This window comes from Amycolatopsis sp. TRM77291, assembly GCF_054166285.1.
The window spans coordinates 4,455,692-4,470,565 of sequence record NZ_JBSZHF010000001.1; the positions used below are offsets into that span (position 1 = coordinate 4,455,692).

Annotated in this window: 15 protein-coding genes; 6 read left to right on the forward strand and 9 right to left on the reverse strand. The window is 70.0% G+C overall.

Features of this window, described 5'->3' with window-relative positions:
- The first annotated feature begins 110 nt into the window (after window positions 1–110).
- A complete protein-coding gene (gene galE, locus ACXIZN_RS20490; protein ID WP_371878894.1) occupies window positions 111–1,064 on the forward strand; it encodes a UDP-glucose 4-epimerase GalE in 954 nt (317 codons plus the stop codon).
- Here the strand turns inward: galE and ACXIZN_RS20495 are convergent.
- The 3 genes from ACXIZN_RS20495 to ACXIZN_RS20505 form a co-directional block, all read right to left on the reverse strand.
- Window positions 1,039–2,103 carry a DUF4192 domain-containing protein gene (locus tag ACXIZN_RS20495; RefSeq protein ID WP_457956275.1) on the reverse strand — a complete coding sequence of 355 codons (1,065 nt, stop codon included), beginning with the start codon at window positions 2,101–2,103 and terminating at the stop codon, window positions 1,039–1,041. The genes galE and ACXIZN_RS20495 overlap by 26 nt on opposite strands.
- A 148-nt stretch (window positions 2,104–2,251) precedes the next feature.
- The gene (locus ACXIZN_RS20500; RefSeq protein WP_126734898.1) at window positions 2,252–3,106 is read right to left on the reverse strand and encodes a M23 family metallopeptidase; all 855 of its coding nucleotides are present in this window, start codon (window positions 3,104–3,106) and stop codon (window positions 2,252–2,254) included.
- 432 nt (window positions 3,107–3,538) lie between these two features.
- Window positions 3,539–5,350 carry a Xaa-Pro dipeptidyl-peptidase gene (locus tag ACXIZN_RS20505; RefSeq protein WP_457956276.1) on the reverse strand — a complete coding sequence of 604 codons (1,812 nt, stop codon included), beginning with the start codon at window positions 5,348–5,350 and terminating at the stop codon, window positions 3,539–3,541.
- A gap of 82 nt (window positions 5,351–5,432) precedes the next feature.
- On the opposite strand from ACXIZN_RS20505, the gene ACXIZN_RS20510 reads away from it, so the two are divergent.
- The gene (locus ACXIZN_RS20510; RefSeq protein WP_457956277.1) at window positions 5,433–6,998 is read left to right on the forward strand and encodes a DUF4139 domain-containing protein; all 1,566 of its coding nucleotides are present in this window, start codon (window positions 5,433–5,435) and stop codon (window positions 6,996–6,998) included.
- A gap of 78 nt (window positions 6,999–7,076) precedes the next feature.
- Here ACXIZN_RS20510 and ACXIZN_RS20515 read toward each other — a convergent pair whose 3' ends face one another.
- Genes ACXIZN_RS20515 through ACXIZN_RS20525 form a run of 3 tightly spaced genes read right to left on the reverse strand, consistent with a single transcriptional unit; the run spans window position 7,077 to window position 8,967 of the window.
- On the reverse strand, window positions 7,077–7,508 hold the full coding sequence (locus tag ACXIZN_RS20515) for a CBS domain-containing protein (RefSeq protein WP_126734901.1): 432 nt from the start codon (window positions 7,506–7,508) through the stop codon (window positions 7,077–7,079).
- 47 nt (window positions 7,509–7,555) lie between these two features.
- A complete protein-coding gene (locus ACXIZN_RS20520) occupies window positions 7,556–8,038 on the reverse strand; it encodes a hypothetical protein (protein ID WP_457956279.1) in 483 nt (160 codons plus the stop codon).
- Complete coding sequence (locus tag ACXIZN_RS20525; protein ID WP_457956281.1) at window positions 8,035–8,967, reverse strand: neutral zinc metallopeptidase; 933 nt, start codon at window positions 8,965–8,967, stop codon at window positions 8,035–8,037. The genes ACXIZN_RS20520 and ACXIZN_RS20525 overlap by 4 nt, the downstream gene beginning before the upstream one ends.
- An 85-nt stretch (window positions 8,968–9,052) precedes the next feature.
- On the opposite strand from ACXIZN_RS20525, the gene ACXIZN_RS20530 reads away from it, so the two are divergent.
- Window positions 9,053–11,059, forward strand: a complete 2,007-nt coding sequence (locus tag ACXIZN_RS20530; RefSeq protein WP_457956282.1) for a prolyl oligopeptidase family serine peptidase — start codon at window positions 9,053–9,055, stop codon at window positions 11,057–11,059.
- A 46-nt stretch (window positions 11,060–11,105) separates the two neighbouring features.
- On the opposite strand, the gene ACXIZN_RS20535 is transcribed toward ACXIZN_RS20530, so the two are convergent.
- Window positions 11,106–11,420 carry a DMT family transporter gene (locus tag ACXIZN_RS20535; protein WP_126734905.1) on the reverse strand — a complete coding sequence of 105 codons (315 nt, stop codon included), beginning with the start codon at window positions 11,418–11,420 and terminating at the stop codon, window positions 11,106–11,108.
- The gene (locus ACXIZN_RS20540; protein ID WP_457956284.1) at window positions 11,420–12,067 is read right to left on the reverse strand and encodes an FMN-dependent NADH-azoreductase; all 648 of its coding nucleotides are present in this window, start codon (window positions 12,065–12,067) and stop codon (window positions 11,420–11,422) included. Before ACXIZN_RS20540 ends, ACXIZN_RS20535 begins: the two co-directional genes overlap by 1 nt.
- Before the next feature lie 93 nt (window positions 12,068–12,160).
- On the opposite strand from ACXIZN_RS20540, the gene ACXIZN_RS20545 reads away from it, so the two are divergent.
- Window positions 12,161–12,745 (forward strand): TetR/AcrR family transcriptional regulator, encoded by a 585-nt coding sequence (locus tag ACXIZN_RS20545; RefSeq protein WP_457956285.1) that lies wholly within the window; start codon window positions 12,161–12,163, stop codon window positions 12,743–12,745.
- Here the strand turns inward: ACXIZN_RS20545 and ACXIZN_RS20550 are convergent, their stop codons facing one another.
- A complete protein-coding gene (locus ACXIZN_RS20550) occupies window positions 12,746–13,144 on the reverse strand; it encodes an SRPBCC family protein (protein WP_457956286.1) in 399 nt (132 codons plus the stop codon). It lies immediately after the preceding gene.
- Between the two features lie 56 nt (window positions 13,145–13,200).
- Here ACXIZN_RS20550 and ACXIZN_RS20555 point away from each other — a divergent pair, with 56 nt between their 5' ends.
- Both ACXIZN_RS20555 and ACXIZN_RS20560 read left to right on the forward strand, forming a co-directional pair.
- Window positions 13,201–13,800: a CGNR zinc finger domain-containing protein gene (locus tag ACXIZN_RS20555; protein WP_126734909.1), complete on the forward strand. Its 600-nt coding sequence runs from the start codon at window positions 13,201–13,203 to the stop codon at window positions 13,798–13,800.
- A gap of 18 nt (window positions 13,801–13,818) precedes the next feature.
- Window positions 13,819–14,868 (forward strand): DUF2293 domain-containing protein, encoded by a 1,050-nt coding sequence (locus ACXIZN_RS20560; protein ID WP_457956287.1) that lies wholly within the window; start codon window positions 13,819–13,821, stop codon window positions 14,866–14,868.
- Window positions 14,869–14,874: the final 6 nt, after the last annotated feature.

Consider the following 14,874-nt stretch of genomic DNA (forward strand, 5'->3'; position numbering starts at 1 on the left):
CGCACCCCGGGGCGCGGCCGGTGGCCGGGGGCGAGGACACTGAGCCGCGACCGCATCCGCAGCAGAAAGGCGCGAACGTGACCGACGAACCGACCAAGACCCTCAAGCTGATGGTGACGGGCGGAGCCGGTTATGTGGGCAGCGTCTGCGCGGCCCGCCTCGTCGAGGCCGGGCACGACGTCACCGTGGTCGACGACCTCTCCACCGGGCACGCCGACGCGGTGCACCCGGACGCCACCTTCGTCGAGGGCGACGCGGCCGAGGTCGCCCGGCGGATGCTCGGCGACGGCTTCGACGGTGTGCTCCACTTCGCCGCCAAGTCGCTGGTCGGCGAGTCGATGACGGATCCGGCGAAGTACTGGGAAGGCAACGTCCTGACCTCGCTCCGCCTGCTCGAAGCGATGCGCGACCACGGCACGAAGCGGCTGGTGTTCTCCTCCACCGCGGCCACCTACGGCGAGCCAGAGTCCTCCCCCATCCCGGAGACGGCGCCGACCCAGCCGACCAACACCTACGGCGCGACGAAGCTGGCCATCGACCACGCGATCACCTCGTTCTCGCGTGCCCACGGCATCGCCGCCGTCAGCCTGCGCTACTTCAACGTCGCCGGCGCCTACGGCTCCTTCGGCGAGCGGCACACCACCGAAACCCACCTGATCCCCCTCGTACTCCAGGTCGCCACCGGGGATCGCGAGCGGATCCAGATCTTCGGTGACGACTACCCGACCGCGGACGGCACCGCCATCCGCGACTACATCCACGTGGTCGACCTCGCCGACGCGCACCAGCTGGCCCTCCGCCACGCGGCCGAGGGCGAACACCGCATCTACAACCTCGGCAGCGGCACCGGTTTCTCGGTGCTCGAGGTGATCGAAGCGTGTCGCCGCACCACCGGCCACGAAATCCCCGCCGCGGTCGCTCCGCGCCGGGCGGGTGACCCGTCGGTGCTGGTGGCCTCCAGCGAGCGGGCCGGGGACGAACTCGGCTGGAAGCCCGAGCGCACCGACCTCGACGGCATCGTCGCCGACGCCTGGGCGTTCACCCGGTCCCGCCGGAACGCCTGAGGCCGATTTCGGGCGGTCCTCCGGCTCGCTGCCGCAGGACCGCTCCGGACAGCTCGGACGGCGCCACCATCGCGTGCAGGGCCGCGGTCAGCAGCCTCGCCAGCCCGTGATCTGGGTCCGCTTCGGTGGCCCTGGCCAAGGCGATCCCGGCGGTCGCCAGGTCTCCCCGGACATAGGCGGCGTGTGCCTTCAGGACGAGTGCCTCGGCCATTTCGGGCGCCGGGAGTTCCCTGGCCAAGGTGAGCCAGAGGTCCTCCGCGACGCGGGCGAGCCGTGAGTCCGCCGGCGCGGCGGTGAGCACACAGGCGTCCCGGACCTCGACCAGGGAAAGCGCCCAGGCCAGCCGGACCGCCTGGTCGTCGGTGATCGCCAGGTCGCCGCCGTCCGCCCGGGTGAGCGCGGCGTTCACCTCGGCGACTCCCGCCTGGACGGGATCCCGGCCTCGCCACGGCGGGTCGGCCATCCTGGTGAGGAGATCGGCACGCCGGGCGAGCGTCTCCGGCGCGACGGGATCGAAGAGGCGCTCGAGCTCGTCCCGGCTCGCGTGGGTGATCTGCCCCGCACCGGTGACGACCGCGGCGGCCACCGAGTCGCGCGGGTCCGGCAGGAGTCCACCACAGGTCTTTTCCTGGTAGCAGCCCCAGCGCACGCCGGGGGCGATCCGCGGCGTCCACACCGAATGCTTCAGCGAGATCTCGTACTCGGCCAGCACGGCTTCCAGGCGCCGGACGAACCGCCGGCGTGGTGGCCGCCCGGCCTTGTTCGCGGTGCCACCGCCGATCACCGCGACGGTGGCACCGGTGTGGCCGGTCACGGCGAGCCTGACCGCGAGTTCACGGGCCTCGTCGTGTTCCAGGCCGGGCGGCGGCAGGTCCGCTCGCATGACGAGGCCCTGCTGCATGCGTCCCGGGCCGCGCAGGCCCAAGACGACGACGGAGTCCTCGGGGTGGAAGCCGAGGAGGTACGGGATCGCGGCGAGCAGGTCCGCCGGATCCGTCAGATCGACCTTGGTCCTGCCGGTCGGAGTGGATGTGGTCATGCCCCCACCCTGCGGCGGGAATGGGGCCGCAGGGTGGGGGCACGACAATCTGTGGACAGCCGGGACCGTTGTGGACAACCGACGCGGGCCGGGCGCGGGGACGCCGATCCTGTCGGTGGGGTGATCTACAGTGCCCGGCCCCGCTGGGTCAGCCGCAGTGTTCGAACGGGCTCTCGTAGGTGTTCGACCCGACCGAGCCGCCCCACTTGACGCAGGTCGCGGCGGCCGTCTTCTTCACCGGTCCCGCGTAGTAGGTGAAGCTGCCGGAGTCGGTCACGCGGGCCGAACCCTGGACTTCGAGGAACGCCGAAACCGGCGAAGCGGTACCGAGCGAAACCGCCTTCAGCGTGGTGACGCAGTTGGCCTTGGTCGACGCGTTGTAGAGCAGGTACGCGGTGCCGGACCCGTTCGCGAGCGCCTGCGAGTCGACGACCGAGAACCCGCTGCCGCACACCTCGGTGGCCGAGTACGGGTTACCACCGCACGAGTTCTTGCTGGTGAAGTTGGTGTGGCCGTAGTACGGCACCGCGACCCCGTGCAGCACCGCCTTCTGCGCGACCCCGTTGAGCCGCTGTTCGAAGTGCAGGTGGGGGCCGGTCACGCCGCCGGTCGCCCCGGCCGTGCCGATCTGCTTGCCGAGGCTGACGGCCTGGCCTACCGAGACGGACTGGGTCGACAAGTGCGCGTACCGGGTACGCCAGCCGCCGCCGTGGTCGATTTCGACCCAGCGCCCGTAGCTCGTGCTGCCCTCGTTGGCGACCCGGGTGACGGTGCCGCCCGCCGACGCCAGCACCGGCATCCCGGTGATACCCGACTTCTGGAAGTCGACCGAGTTGGCCGGGCTGTGCCCGCTGAACGTCGCCGCCGTGACCGTGACGCCGCATTTGAACGGGACCTGGAAGTTCGGGGCGGCCGACGCCTGCGTCGTACCGGCGAGGGTCAGGCCGAGCGCGGGGATGACGGCGGCCGCGGCGAGCACTGCGAAACGGCGCAACCTGGACATGGAGACCTCCATCAGGTGGGGAAGCCGGACGGCCCGAAGCAAAGCCGGAGGAAATACATTTTCCGTACAAGCGCGAGGTCGGGTCGGGGTTTTCCGGCAGCCACGCGCCCGCATCGCGTGTCGCGAAAGCCACTTTCGGGACATCAGGTGTCGCGAAAGTGGCTTTCGCGACGCCTGCGAGGCCGTCGGTCAGGCAGTGCACACGGCAATGCCCGTCGTCGGCCGTGCGTGTTCCGTGTCGTCCGGGCTTGGTTACCCAGTGGATTCTGGCTGGGGTCGGTGGCCACGGTGTGACGTTGCGAAAGCCACTTCCGCAACGCTGGAGGTTGCTTTCGCGACACGCCCTCCGCCACAGCCGGGGCGTGACGTAGTGAAGGCCTCCCTCCCTACCCTCAAGGTAAGGAAGGAGGCCTTCACGGAAAGCCGGCCCGCTCAGCCGAAGGCGGCTCGCAGCGCGGGCTTGCCACCCGCCACCGGCAGCACCAGCGAACTGCGGTTCAGCTCGACCGAGACACCGGCGCCCGGCTTCGGCCGGAGCGTGTAGTCGTGATCGCTGGACGCCACCAGGAACTCGATCTTGTGCCCGGCCGCGAGCAGGTAGTCCTTCGCGACCAGTTCCACCTCGACCTTGTAGTTCTCACCGGGGGTGATCGGGTCGGTGCGGGCGGGGTCGCGCCGGTTCTGCGGGTCGGTCCAGCCGCGGGTGATCACCTTCGCCGTCCCGTCCGGAGCACGGTCGAGGAGTACGGCGGTCACGTTCGCGGCCGGCTTGCCGAAGGACAGCGACAGGTCGGTCTTCACGGTTCCGGAAAGCCGCACGGGCTGCTTCGCCGCGGTGGTCGAGTACAGCAGCCGGTTGCCCGACGAGGCCGCGGCCGCCAGCTGTTCGATCGTCTTGCTCGCGTCGTCCGCCAGCGTCTCGACGGCGGCCTTGCCCGGAACGGGGTTGCGCGTGTCGAGCTTGCCCTTCGAAGAGCCGCCGGGCCACGGGTAGAGCTTCACGTCCTGGGTGCCGGGCAGCGGCCACTCCGGCTCGTCCACCCACGACTTATCCTCACGCTGGATGGTGGCCTTCGGCTCGCGCTCGATGCCGTTGTCCACGTCGTAGAGGTAGTGCGACATCCACTTGTTCAGCGTGGCGAGCCAGACGTCGCGGCGGAGGCTGTACGGATCGGAGTGCCCGGCCTGGTGCAGCCAGATCTTGTGCTCGACGCCGCGCGCCTTGAGCATCTCGTACCAGCGGGTGCCCTGGTCGGTCTTGACGTTCCAGTCGCCGAGGCCGTGCACCACGAGCACCGAGGCCCGCACCTTGTTCACGTCGTTGCGGTAGTTCCGCGCGTCCCAGAAGGGGCTGTAGTCACCGGTCACCCGGTCCTGGTCGACCGCGATGCCGTCGATGAGCGGACGGCAGACGGCGCGATCCTGACGCGTGTAGACGTAGTCCGCGAGCACGTCCGCGTCCTCGCCCTGGAACCCGCCCGCCGCGACGACGGCGCCGTCGTTGCGGTAGTAGTCGTACCAGCTGGAGATCGCCGCGATCGGGACGATCGTCTCCAGCCCCTCCACGCCCGTGCTGGCCACCGCGTTGGGCAGCGTCCCGTTGTAGGACACGCCCATCATGCCGGTCTTGCCGGTGCTCCAGTCCGCGACCGCGGCCTTGCCCGCCGCGTCCCGTGCCGTCGCGCGGCCGTTCAGCCAGTCCACAATGGACTTCGCACCGATGGTCTCGTTGACGTCGCCGCTGCTCGGGCAGCCGGTGGACTGGCCGCTGCCGAGCGACTCCCCGTACACCACCGCGAAGCCGCGGGCGGTGAAGTAGTCCTGGTAGCGCCAGCTGATCGGCGCCGCGTTCGGGCCGACGGTCTTGGTCGCGATCCGCGGGCCCGCCGGGGGACGCTTCGCGCCGGGCACGTACAGCTCGACGTCGACGTTGTGGTTCGCGACGTCGTTGCCGCCCGCGTAGTACGGGCTGGCCTGATAGACGACCGGGACCTTCATGCCCTGCTGCGTCGCGCGAGGCCGCACGACCTCCGCGTGCACGAGGTCGTCCTTGCCGTCACGGTCGCTGTCGACCGGCGCGGTGACCCAGACGTTCTCCCGGATGACGTCCGCCGGGTCGAACACCGGCTGGGCTTGGCCGCCGGAGAAGACCGGTGACGGCGGCGCGTCGGCTTGAGCGGGCAACGCCGTCGCCGGAAGGACCAGGACGGCGGTGAACAGGGCAGCGAGCCTGGCGACTCTCACAGGACCCCCAATGGCGGGCGGGCAAGACCCAGGTGAGGTTTCCGGCCACCCGAACAGGTGTCAAGAGACTAACGTCGGAGGCATGCCGAGCACCCTGGAAGCACCGATCGTCGCCGTCACCGTCTACCCGCACCATGCCCGGATCACCAGGCGGGCTTCGGCTGCCCTCGACGGCGAAACGCGCTTCGCCTTCGCGGGCCTGCCGTGGAACCTGGACACCGACTCGGTCCGCGTCACCGGTTCCGGCCCGGCGGTCATCGCCGGGGTCGACGTCGCCGTCGAGCGCCATCCCGCGCCCGCGGACGCGTCCCTGCGCGCGTTGACCGAGCAGCGGCGCGCCGATCAGGCGGTGGTCGACGAGGTCACGGACGCCGTCGCCGCGGAGACCGCGAAGGTCGATCTGCTGACCGGGCTGGCGACACGCAGCGGCAAGAGTTTCGCGAAGGCGCTCGCGGCGGGCACGGCGGAACCGCCCCGGGTCGCCGAAGTCACCGACGCGCTCGGCACGCAGTTGGCCGAGGCGCTCGGGAAGCGCCGCGAACTCGGCATCCGCCTCGCCCGGCTCCGAGACGACCTCAAGGCGCTCGACCGCGAGATCGAGGCGAAACAAGGAACGTCCGAAGTGGACAGCGCGACGGTCACGGTGGAGCTGGAGCCCCAGGAGGACGGCGCGGAGATCGGCCTCGAACTGTCCTATGTGGTCGCGAACGCGAGCTGGGAGCCGGGTTACGACGTGCGCGTCCGCGGCGAGGACGTCTCGCTGACCTGGTACGGGCGGATCACCCAGCACACCGGTGAGGACTGGCCCGAATGCGAACTGGCCCTCTCCACCGCGCGGCCGGCGAACACCGTCGAGGTGCCCGAACTCGACCCGTGGTTCCTCGACCGCGTGCGTCCGGTCCAGCCGTTGATGGCGCGCGGAGCGTACGGCGGCGCGTCCCCCGCGGGCGGGGGAATCCCGGAGTCCGTGGGCATGGCGGCTCCCCCCGCGCCCGCGATGGCGGCGCGGACCGCGTCCGTCGAACAGGGCACCACCGCGGTCACCTACCGGCCCGGCCGCCCCGTGGCGGTCCCCTCGGGGGCGCAAGGTCACCGCACGACGCTCGCGCAGCTGGAGCTGACCGCGAAACTCGGTTACGTCACCGCTCCGGTGGTGTCGCCGGAAGCGTTCCTGCGGGCGACCGTGGTCAACACTTCGGAGCACACGCTGCGGCCGGGGAAGGCGTCGGTGTTCCACGAGACGGAGTTCGTCGGCATCACCCGGTTGGACGTCTGGGCGCCGGGCGAGGAAATCGAACTCGCCCTCGGCGTGGACGACCGGATCCGGGTCGAGCGCGAGCTCACGCACCGCACGGCGAGCAAGGCGACGCTGTCCGGGGTCCGCAAGCGGGAAGCCGCCTACACCACGACGATCGTCAACCACAGCCCGCGCGAAGCGGTCGTGACCGTGCTCGATCAGGCGCCGGTCTCCCGGGACGACGCGATCACCGTCCGGGACGTGCGCACCACGCCGGAGCCGGCCGAGCGGACCGAGCTGGGCGAGTTCACCTGGCGGCTGACGCTCGCTCCGGGCGCGAAGAGCGTCGTGACGCTCGGGTACCGGGTGGACGTCGCGAAGGGCGTCGAGCTGTCGGGGTGGCGAGAGTAGCCGTCCCGACCGCGATGAAGGGGCCTTTCCTCGCAAATCTCGCGAGGAAAGGCCCCTTCATGCACTTGGCGGCGGTGATCAGCCCTGCGAGATGTACGCCTCCAGCTGTTCCTGGCTCTTCTCCAGCTGCTCCATCCGGGTCTTCACGACGTCGCCGATGCTCACGATCCCCGCGAGCCTGCCGTCCACCACGACCGGGACGTGCCGGATGCGGCGTTCGGTCATCAGGACCGAAAGCTGATCGACCGAGTCCTCGGGGGTGCAGCTCGCGACCATCTTCGTCATGATCGCGGACACCGATCCGTCGAGCAGCTGGGGTCCGCGCTCGTTGAGCCGTCGCACCACGTCCCGTTCGGAGACGATCCCGACGATCGCGCCGTCGGCGTCGACGACCACCAGCGCGCCGACGTTGTGCTCCGCCAGTCTTTCGAGCAGTTCGGTGACGTTCGTCTCCGGCGAGACGGTCGCGACGGCCGCCCCCTTGGTCCGCAACAGATCGGAAATCCGCATACGCGCTCCTCCCGGATGGGTGACCTGAGTCACTCCAGGTTATGGCTTCACCGCCCTGCGCGAAAGTCCGGAGAGTCCGGTTCGAGACCGAGCCTGGTCGCGAGCGCGCCGTACGCCTGGATGATCCCGGTGCCGTACGGGTCGTCGCCGAGCGCGCCGAGGGTGCTCCGCCCGAGCTCCCACTGGGCCTTCGCGGACTCGTGATCACCGAGTTTGCGGTAATCCTCGGCGAGGTTCAGGTGCAGCGACGGGTAGAAGCCGCGCACGGCCAGCGTCGCGTGGTACTCCTTGGCGCGTTCGTCGGTGAGCGAATCGGCCGCCGCGAGGGCGCGCAGATCCCAGGCGAGTTCGTCGGCCGGGTCGTCGCAGACGTCGGCCATGTAGTGCGCGAGCGCGCACCGGTGCAGCGGGTCGCCGTCCTCGCCGATCCGTTCCCACAGCGCCGCGAACTTCTCGCGCGCTCCGGTGCGGTCACCGGAGATGTGCAGCTGGAGACCGGTGTTGATCTCGGCCATCACCTCGTCGGTCATTTGACGTCCGAGGCCGGGGACGCCCACGTGTTGCACGCTGACGTCGTTTTCGCGGAGTACCCGGCCTTCGCCCATTTCAACTGGTTACGACGGCTGCCGTGGGTGTCGCTGTCGTCGGCGCGGCCGTAGTCGTCGAGGGCGGCGTCGGCCAGTGCCCTGCTGATCGACCCGCGTCCCGCGGCGGCGGCGAGGGCGAGCGCGCCGAAGCAGTTCGCCTGCAGTTCGATGCGGCGCACCAGTTCCTTGTCGGCAGGGCTGTCCTCGTTCGGCGACGACATCTTCTCCGCGGCGGCCGACAGGATCCCGCTGGACCGCTGGACGTGATGCCCGTACTCGTGGGCCATCGTCGCGAGGTGACGGGACCGTTCGAGGCCCGCATCGCCCAGCATCCACTGAGTGGGCGCGTAGATCGTGGTGTCGCCGCCGCAGTAGTAGGCGACGGCCTCGTTCTCGCCCGGTGCCTTCCCGCAGGCGCTGGTCTCGGGCAGCGTCACCTGCACGGTCACCGGCAGCGCCGGCTCGTTGGCCTGGTCCAAGGCGGGTTTCCAGGCTTCGGCCAGACACGACACCAACGTCTTGTAGTACGTCTCCAGTTTCGCGGGCTCGCGGCTGAGCGCGGGCAACCGGCAGGTGACCGCGCCGAGCGCGACCCCTTCGGCCAGCAGCGGGTTGGTCTCGAGTTCCCGCACCTCCTTGGGCGCGGGCTTCGCCTTCCCGGCCGGTGCCTTGGCCACTTCCGAGGCGTACGCGCCGGGCACGGGGAGAGCTCGACCGTCGACCGTCCGCGGTCCGCCCGCCATCGCCATCCCGGTGACGGTCAGCGCGGCGACGATGAGCAGACCGACCACGGCGCTCCCCGTGTTACGCGGGCGTTCCGGACGAGGTGGCGAAGGCGTGAACGGTCTGGGTACCTCGTCGGTGCCGGTCATGGTGTCCCCCAAACGTGCGAGTCCACAGCATACGGAATGCCACACCTGGTGGCGCCGGGATACGGCGCCCGGCGAGACTGTGGGTATGAGCGACGAGGACCCGTACCTGTGGCTGGAAGACGTGACCGGCGAGAAGGCGCTGGACTGGGTGCGAGCCCGCAACGCGGAGGCGCTGGCGGAGCTGGCGGGTGGCGAGCGGTTCACCGGGATCCGTGACGAGGTCCGCGAGGTCCTCGACGCCGACGACCGCATCCCGTACATCCGGCGCCGCGGCGAATACCTGTACAACTTCTGGCAGGACTCGGCCAACCCCCGCGGCCTGTGGCGCCGCACCACCCTGGAGCAGTACCGGCTCGACACGCCGGAGTGGGAACTCCTCCTCGATGTCGACGCCTTGGCCGAGGCCGAGGGCGAGAACTGGGTGTGGCAGGGCGCGGCCGTCCTCCGTCCGGGTTACGACCGCGCGCTGGTCGAACTGTCGCGGGGCGGCGCCGACGCGACCGTCGTCCGTGAGTTCGATCTCGGCGAGCGCCGGTTCGTCGAAGACGGCTTCTTCGTGCCCGAGGCCAAGACCAGGATCGGCTGGATCGACCGCGACCGCGTCTACGTCGGCACCGATTTCGGCCCGGGGACGCTGACCGATTCGGGCTATCCGAGGCTGGCGAAGGAATGGCGTCGCGGCACCCCGCTCGAAGAGGCGACGGTGGTCTTCGAGGGCAAGGCGGACGACGTCTCGGTGTCCGCCCACCACGACCCGACCGAAGGCTGGGAGCGTGACTTCGTCTACCGGTCGATCGACTTCTACCGCACGGAAAGGTATGTCCGGACGGCCGCCGGGCTCGACCGCATCGAGGTCCCCGAAGACGCGCAGACGTCCTCCCATCGCGAGTGGCTGCTGATCCGGCTTCGCTCGGACTGGACCGTCGAAGGTACGACGTACCCCTCCGGCGCTCTCCTCGCCTCCGGGTTCGACGCGTTCATGGCGGGCGAGCGCACTTTCACGACCCTGTTCACGCCGGACGCGCACACGTCCCTGGAGTACTGGGTGTGGACGCACAACCACCTGCTGCTCTCGACCCTGTCCGACGTCCGGACCGAACTGCGTGTGCTCACGCCGTCCGAGGGCTGGGCCTCGCGGCCGCTCGCCGGTGCCCCGGAACTGGGCACCGCGCAGATCATCGGCACCGACCCCGACGTCAGCGACGAGTACCTGCTCGACTCCAGCGGCTACACCCAGCCGTCGACGCTGAGCTACGGGCACGTCGGGGGCGAGGTCGAGGTCCTCAAGCGCGCTCCCGCTTTCTTCGACAGCGAAGGAATGACGGTCTCGCAGTACTTCGCGACGTCCGAAGACGGCACGAAGATCCCGTACTTCGTCGTCCGCCCCTCCGGCTCCGAAGGCGGGCCGACGCTGCTGACCGGCTACGGCGGCTTCGAGGTCTCGCTGACTCCCGGCTACAGCGGCATCATCGGCCGCGGCTGGCTCTCGCGCGGTGGCACCTACGTCGTCGCGAACATCCGCGGCGGCGGCGAGTACGGGCCGGACTGGCACACCTCGGTGACGAAAGCCAAGCGGTACAAGGTCTACGAGGACTTCTCCGCTGTCGCGGCCGACCTCGTCGAGCGCGGCATCAGCGAGCCCGCGCGCCTCGGCATCCAGGGCGGCAGCAACGGCGGACTGCTGATGGGGGTCATGCTGACGCGCTATCCGCATCTGTTCGGCGCGATCGTGAGCCAGGTGCCGCTGCTGGACATGAAGCGGTATCACAAGCTCCTCGCGGGCGCGTCGTGGATGGCCGAATACGGCGACCCCGACGACCCGGCGGAATGGGACTTCATCGGGAAGTACTCGCCGTACCAGAACGTCCGCGGTGACGGCGAATACCCGCCGGTCCTGTTCGTCACCTCCACCAGGGACGACCGGGTGCATCCCGCGCACGCCCGCAAGATGGTCGCGCGGATGCTGGAGCAGGGACACGACGTGCGGTACCACGAGAATATCGAGGGCGGCCACGGCGCGGCGGCCGACAACGAGCAGCTGGCGCACAAATGGGCGCTGATGCTCGAATTCCTGTGGGAGAAGCTCGCCTGACCCACCGGGAAGGGGACTTTCCGGCGGGAAAGTCCCCTTCCCGAGGTCACTCCGCGACCTTCGCCAGCACGACCCCGCCGACGATCAGCGCCATCGCGGCGAACCGGCCGAAGCTGAGCGGATCCTTGTGGATCACGATGCCGAACACGATCGCGCCCACCGCGCCGATACCGGTGAAGACGGCGTACGCGGTACCGACCGGGAGCGAGTCCATCGCCTTCGAAAGCAGGTAGACCGCGGCGACGCCGAGCACGAAGCACAGCACGGTCGGCCAGAACCGGGTGAAGTTCTCCGTCGGCTTGATGCTCTGCGACCAGGCGACCTCGACGGCTCCCGCCAGCAGCAGGATTCCCCAGCCCATCAGACTTCCCTTCCGGCCTTTTCGGCGCCGAGGAGCGCCTGCTCCCGCGACGCGATCCGCTCGGGATCCCGCGGGCTCAGCCCCGGGTCGACCAGGGCGTTCGTCAGTTCGGAGTTCAGGAACGTGACGTCCCGGACGTCGTAGTGCCCGGCGAAGAAGTCGCGCAGGTAGCGCTCGTGGTGGTCGAACGGCTCGCGCGGCGTGCCGGGCAGGTAGGTACCGCCGCGCGCTCCCGCGACCACGAAAGCCTTGCCCGCCAAGGACATCTTCGGGAACGTGACCTGGTCGATCCACAGCTTGAGCGTCGCGGGGATCGAGAAGTTGTACATCGGCGCGCCGATCAGCACGACGTCGGCGGCGAGCAGTTCGGCCAGCAGCGGCTCGATGTCCGCCCAGGCCTCGCGCTGCTCCGGCGTCTTCACCACCGAGGCGTAGCCGGCCGGGTCGGTGATCCCGGCCTGGAGGAGGGCGTCGCAGATCTCGGTCCAGGCCTGGCCGATCGGCGGCACCGGATCGGCGGCCACGTCGCGGTAGGTGTAGCCGGCGCCCGGGTTCGCGGCACGCCAGACCTCAGCGAAACGAGCACTCAGCTCGCGGGAGAACGACGCGCTGCGGGCACTGGAGTCGAGGTGGAGAAGGTGGTTCATCGGGGCCTCCCGGACCAGGAAGTGGACACGGCGTCCACTTGCTTCGCCGGGTACAAGTGGACGCCGCGTCCGGATATTCCCTAGGCTGCGGACATGCCAGAAGATCTCCTCGCGACCGGCCAGGGACGGGAACGCTCCGACGCCGCCCGCAACCGAGCGAAGATCCTGAAGGCCGCCGAAGAGCTCTTCGCGGCGCGCCCGGCCGCGGACGTCACCATGGAGGACATCGCCAAAGCCGCCGGGGTCGGCCGGGCGACGCTGTACCGCCGCTACCCGGACCGCTCGGCGATCGCCGTCGCCCTGCTGGACGAGCACGAGCGGGAATTACAGGAGCGGCTGCTCACCGGCCCTCCCCCGCTGGGACCCGGCGCGCCGCCCGCCGAGCGGCTGGCCGCGTTCTACGCGGCGATGATCGGACTGCTCGCCCGGCACGCGCATCTCGTCCTCGGCACCGAGGTCGGGCATTCGCGGTTCACCAGCGGGCCGTACCGGCTGTGGCGCACCCACGTCCGCCATCTCGCCGAGCAGGCGGAAGCCAGGGATCCGGACGCGCTCGCCGACATCCTGCTGGCACCGCTCGCCGCGGACGTCTTTCTCCACCAAACGGGCGAACTCGGCCTGAGCGCCGAACGGATCATCGACACCCTGACCGAGCTCGCCCGGCGAACGCTCTCCTGATCAGCCGGCGAGACCGTCGACGACCAGCTTCATCACGGCCTGCCAGTGCTCACGCTGCGCGGCGCGCTCTTCCGGGCCGGCGAGCCGTTCCTGCTGGAAGACCACGACCGTCTTGCCCGGCCCGGCCGGACGGAGCCCCACCTGGACCGTGCTCTCGTGATCCCAGTCCTTCGGACGCCAGGTGAGACGGATCTTCTCCTGCTCGCGGTAGCCGCGGACCTCGCCGACGGTGCCGTCGGCCGTCTCGTACGGCGAGCCCTTCTCCGGCTCCAGCCGCACGTCACCCAGCCAGGTCGCGAGGCCCGGTCCCGAGAGGTACTCCCACACCTGTTCCAGCGGATACGCCACCGTCTTGGACACGCCGATCTCCCAGCCCGCGTCCTTCGTCTTGCCGATCATCACGCCCTCCGCTGTAACCGTCTTACCTGGTTTCTGAAACCGACTATAGTGGTTACATGACTCCGGGAACAAGACTGCTCGTCAACGCCCAGGGTGAGCGGTACCGGTTCGATCCGGGCAGCCTCAGCCTCGAACTGATGCTGACCGGCGGCCCCGGCCCGTACGAGCGTTACGAAATCGCGCATACGCCGTCCGACCTCGCCGAGTGGTTCACCGGCTCCCGGCTGGCGCTGACCGCTCCCCTGACCGACGTCCGGATCCGGCCCGCCGAACTCGCGGCGCTCAAGGAACTCCGGGGCGCCCTCTACCGCGTCGCACCCGCCCTCGCCCGCGGCGAAACGCCGTCGGAGGACGACCTCGCCCTGCTGAACGGCGGGACCGCGGAGACCCCGAGGCCGCTCGTCGACCCGAGGACACGGCAGCTCGCCTGGGCGCCGCCCGTCACCGGGAAACAACTCCTCGGCGCCGTCGCCCGCGACGCCATCGGCCTCGTGGCGGGCGAGCGGTCGGGCCGTGTCCGCGAATGTTCCGCCGACGACTGCCACCTGCTGTTCTTCGACACCTCCCGCTCGGGCAACCGCCGCTGGTGCTCGATGGAGCGCTGCGGCAACCGCGCCAAGATCCGGGCGTACCGCGCGCGGACCGAGACCGCCTGATCGCTACGATTCCCGGCGATGCAAGGTGAGGCGAAACTGGAACAGCGCGTCGTGGAGACGGCGGAAAAGCTGCTGTCCAAACGGAAATCGGTGACCGCACTCGACGTCCTGAGCGGCATCGGCTGGCTGCCGGAGAAAGTCCTCGAAAGCTGGCAGCAGGGCCGGATCCCCGACCTGTCCACCGCCTTGCCGGTGAGCGCCGAGAAACTGGACTTCGCCCTCGGCACGCTTCACCGGTGGACGCGGGAAAAGGCCCTCGAAAGCTCGGAGATCGAGCATGTCGGCGCGACCCGCGACCGGGCGGTCCTCCGGGTGACTTCGGGTGAACTGGCCGGTCTCGAACCGCTGTTCCGGACGCAGTGGCTCATGCCGGGACTGTCCGAAGCCAAGCGCGCGCAAGTCCTTGCCCGGCAACGGAAAGCGCCGGACCTCGTCGTCTCCGTGGCCTTGAAGGACTGGACGTGCGCCGACTGCGGTGACACCGGCGATCTGCTGTTCATGGAGAACGAGAAGCCGCACTGCCTCGACTGCGCCGACCTCGGTCATCTGGTCTTCCTGCCCGCCGGCGACACCGCCCTGACCCGCCGGGCGAAGAAGGCGAGCAGGCTCTCCGCCGTGGTCGTCCGCTTCAACCGGTCACGGAAACGCAGTGAGCGGCAAGGACTCCTCGTCGAGGAAGCGGCGCTGCGCGGCGCCGAGGAACAATGCCTCGCCGACGAAGACGTCCGCGAACGGCGCCGCGGCCGGGACCGCGAACGCCGCGCCCACGAGGACGTCGAGTTCACCGCCCGGTTCCACGCCGCGATCACGGAGATGTTCCCGGGCTGCCCGCCGGAGCGGGCACGCGCCATCGCCGAACACGCGGGCGTGCGCGGCAGCGGCCGGGTGGGCCGGTCGGCCGCCGGACGGGAACTGGCCGAACGAGCGGTGTTCCTCGCCGTCGTCGCGTCGATCCGGCATCTGGACACCGAGTACGACGACCTCCTCATGGCGGGCGTGGAACGGCAGGCCGCCCGCGACCGCATCCGTCCCGCCATCGACGCGGTGCTCGACCGCTGGCGTTCCTGACCGCTG

Excerpts from the sequence above, each read along its gene's own strand:
- galE (WP_371878894.1), top strand. The coding sequence starts at position 111 with ATGGTGACGGGCGGAGCCGGTTATGTGGGCAGCGTCTGCGCGGCCCGC.
- ACXIZN_RS20495 (WP_457956275.1), bottom strand. The coding sequence starts at position 2,103 with ATGACCACATCCACTCCGACCGGCAGGACCAAGGTCGATCTGACGGAT.
- ACXIZN_RS20500 (WP_126734898.1), bottom strand. The coding sequence starts at position 3,106 with ATGTCCAGGTTGCGCCGTTTCGCAGTGCTCGCCGCGGCCGCCGTCATC.
- ACXIZN_RS20510 (WP_457956277.1), top strand. The coding sequence starts at position 5,433 with ATGCCGAGCACCCTGGAAGCACCGATCGTCGCCGTCACCGTCTACCCG.
- ACXIZN_RS20515 (WP_126734901.1), bottom strand. The coding sequence starts at position 7,508 with ATGCGGATTTCCGATCTGTTGCGGACCAAGGGGGCGGCCGTCGCGACC.
- ACXIZN_RS20520 (WP_457956279.1), bottom strand. The coding sequence starts at position 8,038 with ATGACCGACGAGGTGATGGCCGAGATCAACACCGGTCTCCAGCTGCAC.
- ACXIZN_RS20525 (WP_457956281.1), bottom strand. The coding sequence starts at position 8,967 with ATGACCGGCACCGACGAGGTACCCAGACCGTTCACGCCTTCGCCACCT.
- ACXIZN_RS20530 (WP_457956282.1), top strand. The coding sequence starts at position 9,053 with ATGAGCGACGAGGACCCGTACCTGTGGCTGGAAGACGTGACCGGCGAG.
- ACXIZN_RS20535 (WP_126734905.1), bottom strand. The coding sequence starts at position 11,420 with ATGGGCTGGGGAATCCTGCTGCTGGCGGGAGCCGTCGAGGTCGCCTGG.
- ACXIZN_RS20540 (WP_457956284.1), bottom strand. The coding sequence starts at position 12,067 with ATGAACCACCTTCTCCACCTCGACTCCAGTGCCCGCAGCGCGTCGTTC.
- ACXIZN_RS20545 (WP_457956285.1), top strand. The coding sequence starts at position 12,161 with ATGCCAGAAGATCTCCTCGCGACCGGCCAGGGACGGGAACGCTCCGAC.
- ACXIZN_RS20550 (WP_457956286.1), bottom strand. The coding sequence starts at position 13,144 with ATGATCGGCAAGACGAAGGACGCGGGCTGGGAGATCGGCGTGTCCAAG.
- ACXIZN_RS20555 (WP_126734909.1), top strand. The coding sequence starts at position 13,201 with ATGACTCCGGGAACAAGACTGCTCGTCAACGCCCAGGGTGAGCGGTAC.
- ACXIZN_RS20560 (WP_457956287.1), top strand. The coding sequence starts at position 13,819 with ATGCAAGGTGAGGCGAAACTGGAACAGCGCGTCGTGGAGACGGCGGAA.